At 39.7% G+C, this 4,427-nt stretch carries 4 protein-coding genes; 2 read left to right on the top strand and 2 right to left on the bottom strand.

Translation table 11 applies throughout. The features are described 5' to 3' along the window. Positions 1 to 104: 104 nt before the first annotated feature. Entirely contained in the window at positions 105 to 992 is an 888-nt protein-coding gene (locus tag CXF74_RS20630; RefSeq protein WP_101084424.1) for a site-specific integrase, read from the bottom strand. 217 nt (positions 993 to 1,209) lie between these two features. Between CXF74_RS20630 and CXF74_RS20635 the strand changes: the two genes are divergently transcribed. After that, complete coding sequence (locus tag CXF74_RS20635; protein ID WP_157822486.1) at positions 1,210 to 2,079, top strand: acyl-CoA thioester hydrolase/BAAT C-terminal domain-containing protein; 870 nt, start codon at positions 1,210 to 1,212, stop codon at positions 2,077 to 2,079. Between the two features lie 114 nt (positions 2,080 to 2,193). Here the strand turns inward: CXF74_RS20635 and CXF74_RS20640 are convergent, their stop codons facing one another. Next, positions 2,194 to 3,153, bottom strand: coding sequence for an IS110 family transposase (locus CXF74_RS20640; RefSeq protein WP_101084428.1), 960 nt, complete (start codon positions 3,151 to 3,153; stop codon positions 2,194 to 2,196). Positions 3,154 to 3,494: 341 nt separating this feature from the next. On the opposite strand from CXF74_RS20640, the gene CXF74_RS20645 reads away from it, so the two are divergent. Beyond that, complete coding sequence (locus tag CXF74_RS20645) at positions 3,495 to 4,277, top strand: FRG domain-containing protein (protein ID WP_101084430.1); 783 nt, start codon at positions 3,495 to 3,497, stop codon at positions 4,275 to 4,277. The last annotated feature ends 150 nt before the right edge of the window (positions 4,278 to 4,427 follow it).

Genomic DNA, 4,427 nt, shown 5'->3' on the forward strand with positions numbered 1-4,427 from the left:
ACTTAGCATCGCATTTATCGCTTGGTGCTTATCTTGGTCTAGTTGGCGCTCATAGCGCATTATCAGTGACTGCTTATGTTGACGCAGTAATTCAATAAATTGACTCATCCTAGACTCCCATTATGAAATAGGTTGTCAGTTAGCTGATTGATTAAGCGTACGGCATCTTGCTGTTTCACTGTGGTGAGTTGGGTATATCGCGCTGTGGTGTTTAAGCTACTGTGACCGAGTAACTGCTGTAATGAGCGTAAATCTAATCCTTGTTCAAGTAAGTGTGTTGCAAAGCAATGTCTGAGTGAATGCGGACTAATGTGCTTATTGATACGGCAAGTGATAAGTACCTGTTTCATCGCTTTTTGAACACTGCCTTTATCCATAGGGGTATTGGCTGTTTTTCCGTTACCTGGAAAGAGCAACTGCGGATGGCGATGCGTTACCCAATAGTTGCGTAGCGCAAAAAGAGTGTGGTTGGGTAACGGTAACAATCGGTCTTTACCGCCTTTGCCTTCGCGAATATGCACCTGCATGGACTGGCTATCAATATCTGCAATACCGAGATGTAGTGCTTCACTCAAACGTAGGCCCATCGAATACAAGGTTAAGAAGAAGACACGATAACGTGTTTGTTGAGTGTGTTGGATGAGGTTCGCGACTTGTGCTGGCGTAAGAATATCCGGTAAATGTGTCACTTGTGGCGGTTTGACAATGTCGAGCCATTGCCATTTTTTATCCAGCGTATAACGATAGAAGAACTGCAAGCCATTACGGTCGAGTTTAACGGTACTCCATGAGTGTGTTTGTATTAGCGCATGGAAATACTGTTTTAAATCTTGCGTCGTTAATGTGTCTGGACACCGGCCAAAGTAGACGGTAATGCGACGCACAGCACGGGAATAGGCATCAATAGTGGAAGGTCGCTTCCCTTGTAAGGTTAAGTTGGTAAGATGTTGATGATAAAGGAAGTCGAAATGCTGTTGTTGGTATTTATCCATAATAATTCTCCAGTAATCGCCTCTGAATGAGGGGTACTAGAGAGTATGGGTCTTTGTTTTTTCTGCCGCATAGCGGCTTCGTTCAACAAGGCGTTTAAACGGAACAAAAACAGTGGGTTACGTTTCGCTTCGCTACACATTATAACCCACAATTTTTGTCCGCTTAACGCGGCGTTATGCGTAAGTGCGTTGTTCGATTAGTAATCAGGAGTATGTAGTGACATATGTAAAAATTGTGATATTTTTAATTTTATCTTTATCTGTTTTTAATTCTTTTGCAATCTCGCATAGAACAGTTGATGAACCCGGAATTGTAGGCTTGTTATACTACACAGAAGGAAAACTAGAACAGCCTGTTGTTGCTATTTGGGGGGGATCTGGAGGTGGTATCTTTGATGGTATCTATTTAAGTTTAGAAGAGCTAGTAGAAAATGGCTACGCCGTACTCACACTTGCTTATTTTGATCCTAAAAGCAGTTCAAAAATTATCCCTAATACACTTAAACGTGTGCCACTTGAATATTTTGAAAGAGCATTTAATTGGGTTCAAAATCAGCCAGACTTGAAGAAAGGTACGCTTGCCGTTTATGGCACAAGTAGAGGGGGGGAATTAGCACTTCTTTTAGCAAGTAAATTTAACTTTATTGATCTCGTTGTTGCGGGAGTCCCAAGCTCATATGTTTGGGGGGCTTATGAAGAAAATAAGACTGAAGCAGAGGGGGTTGGGATGAACAATACTGATCCGTGTCGGTCCGCATGGACTTGGAAAGGTAAAGATATTCCTAGTATTTGTAATAAGGATTTGGAAAATTATACTCCTTGGTACAGTGTCATTGATAATCAAGAGTTGGTAAAAGATTACTTAATCCCTGTTGAACAGAGCAGCGCTGCAATTTTGCTTACTTCCGGCATTAATGATGCCGTTTGGCCAGCAACTAAAATGTCAGATCAAATTATTTCGAGGCTTGAATCGAGAAAGTACGCATATCCATTCAAGCATATAGCATATCCCTTGGGGCATAATATTTACAATAAAAGTTGGCATGATGTTCTTAGTTTTATTAAGTTACATTACCCTGCTAGCTAACGTTTTAATGTGCTTTAATGTGCTTTAATGTGCTTTAATTTGTCATTAGTTCTCAAATGATTAATCTAAGAGACGAGTAATTATACGCATAACAAGTGACTATGGTGTCAATTCTTAATTCTGATTCATTTCAGGATCCCACATGACACCATCTCTTACCATTGAATTTAGTATAATTATCATCTTGCGAACGCAGGCGATTATCGCTGTTTTCTTTGGTTTTCCTGCTGCGACTAATCGTTGATATGTCGCTTTAAAAACGGGATTACATTGCATTGCTGACATCATTGCCATATACATTACAGTACGTATTTTGTGGCGACCGCCACGTATGTTTATTTGACCTTCGTAGCTCCCACTTTCTTTATTGAAGGGGGCTACTCCGATCAATGAAGACGCTTCTTTATTCGTTAAATATCCAAGTTCTGGCATGTCGCTCAGTAGGTTAAACGCAACCACAGGACCGATGCCAGGCATGCTTTGAATAATGGTGTTTTTAGCTTTGTATTCACTGCATTTCTCAATGAGTTTGCTGAGTTTATCATCGACTTTTTCTATCTGGTTTTTAATGGCGGTTAAGATCGGTTTGATAATACCCGTTATTTCTTTTGGCATAATCTGAAGTCGATTTTTCTCCATGGTTTGCATGGTCATTAGTTGCCTTCTTCGAGATAATAAATCACTCATCAACTGCATGTTTTCGGGCTTTAATGTCGATAAAGTCGGTTTAACTGCCTCACCAAAGTGCGCTATTAATTGTGCATCGAGTTTGTCGGTTTTAGCTTTACGTCCAATCGCCCCTGCAAACTTTTTCACATGTGCTGGATTCGCGACCGTGAAGGGTATATCAGCCTGTGAGCAGGCCATGATAAATGCATGTTCAAGTCGACCGGTTGCTTCAATGACAACACGTGTTGGCTTGTGAGGTTTAATTTTTTTGATGGCTTCTTTAATGCCTTTTTCATCATTAGTGACCGTAAAGTAAATATCGAGCGGTCTGATGTAAATGTCGAGTTGAAACTTGCCTGTATCGACACCGATGGTGATTTCTTTTTGATTGTTTGTGCAATTCATAATAAGCTGACTCCGCCTTGCTATTCGGGCTCTAGGCCCAGTTGACTATCCGAGTTTAATGCTTGGAGTCTTGTACAACGTTCATTCTTGTTAACGGTCTCTCAAATGAGGAGCCTGGCATTCATCGAACTGTTGTATAAGAAGGCTTTGGTTGCAGCCAAAGCTTGGGCCTCACTTTACCTAAACTGGTTTAAAAGGTAACTATTTTATGGGGTTATTATCCATACAAGGCATTCAAACGGACAAAAAACAGTTGGTTGTTTTCACTCCGTTCAACATTTTAACCAACAATTTTTTGCCGCTTAATGCGGCGTTAGGGTTATTAAGGAAATTTCGAATAAATGGATAGTTCATTAGAAGAGTTCTGGCAAAAGTATATTTCTTTTGCGCAAAATAATAATTCAGGTGGCCCTGAATACATATATAGAGGTGTTAGTAATAAAACCCATGAACTTATCCCTTCTATAGGGCGAAATACAGAAGAGAATACCCGTGGAAATATATCTACTGTTGAGCGTGATTTACTCACTGAGTTTAAGAGACTTTCTAACCCTATCTTGAACTCAAACGATACACCGAACACAGAATTTGACTGGTTGTTTTTGGCTCAACATTATGGATTACCAACTCGTTTGCTCGATTGGTCAACCAACCCTTTAGTTGCTCTGTATTTTGCAGTAGAAAGTAATGACGATATTGATGCTGGTGTTTATGCAATTAACCATAGGGTCACAGATCAATACGAGTTATTTGATTATAAAACTGCAGATTATACAGATAAACATAAGTTGAAGTCTGCAAGTGTTATTGCAATTCAACCGAACCAAAGTAATGTAATATTTGTCAGGCCGAAGTATTCTGACAATAGGTATGTTAATCAACGCTCTGTATTTTCTTGTCCTAAAAATCCATTTAAGCCCTTAGAGTTAGATAATCTTCAATTTATGGAATTGAAAGGGCATTGGAAACCAGAGCTTCGAAAGCGTCTTAGAACTATGGGAGTTTCTACATCTTATATTTACCCTGGTTTAGATGGTATAGCAAAAGAAGTTAAATCATTTATCCATGACCCGATTAGCTCAGGTAGGCGTTTAGTCATTACAGTCGAGCCACGTTTACAATAACCCTAACAACACGCCCTGAGGTGGACCGCCAGTAAAATTTAGCTATTAATTGCAAATTTTAACAGTGGCGAACCTTTACGCTTTAGGGCTTCTAAGTATTTTGATTCATCATATGGTGTATTAGTTTTCCAACGCCTAAATACTATTCTT

Source organism: Psychromonas sp. Urea-02u-13 (assembly GCF_002835995.1).
Classification (GTDB): domain Bacteria; phylum Pseudomonadota; class Gammaproteobacteria; order Enterobacterales; family Psychromonadaceae; genus Psychromonas.

Bases quoted from the DNA above. Each gene is read 5' to 3' on its own strand.
- CXF74_RS20630 (WP_101084424.1), bottom strand. From the start codon at position 992: ATGGATAAATACCAACAACAGCATTTCGACTTCCTTTATCATCAACAT.
- CXF74_RS20645 (WP_101084430.1), top strand. From the start codon at position 3,495: ATGGATAGTTCATTAGAAGAGTTCTGGCAAAAGTATATTTCTTTTGCG.
- CXF74_RS20640 (WP_101084428.1), bottom strand. From the start codon at position 3,153: ATGAATTGCACAAACAATCAAAAAGAAATCACCATCGGTGTCGATACA.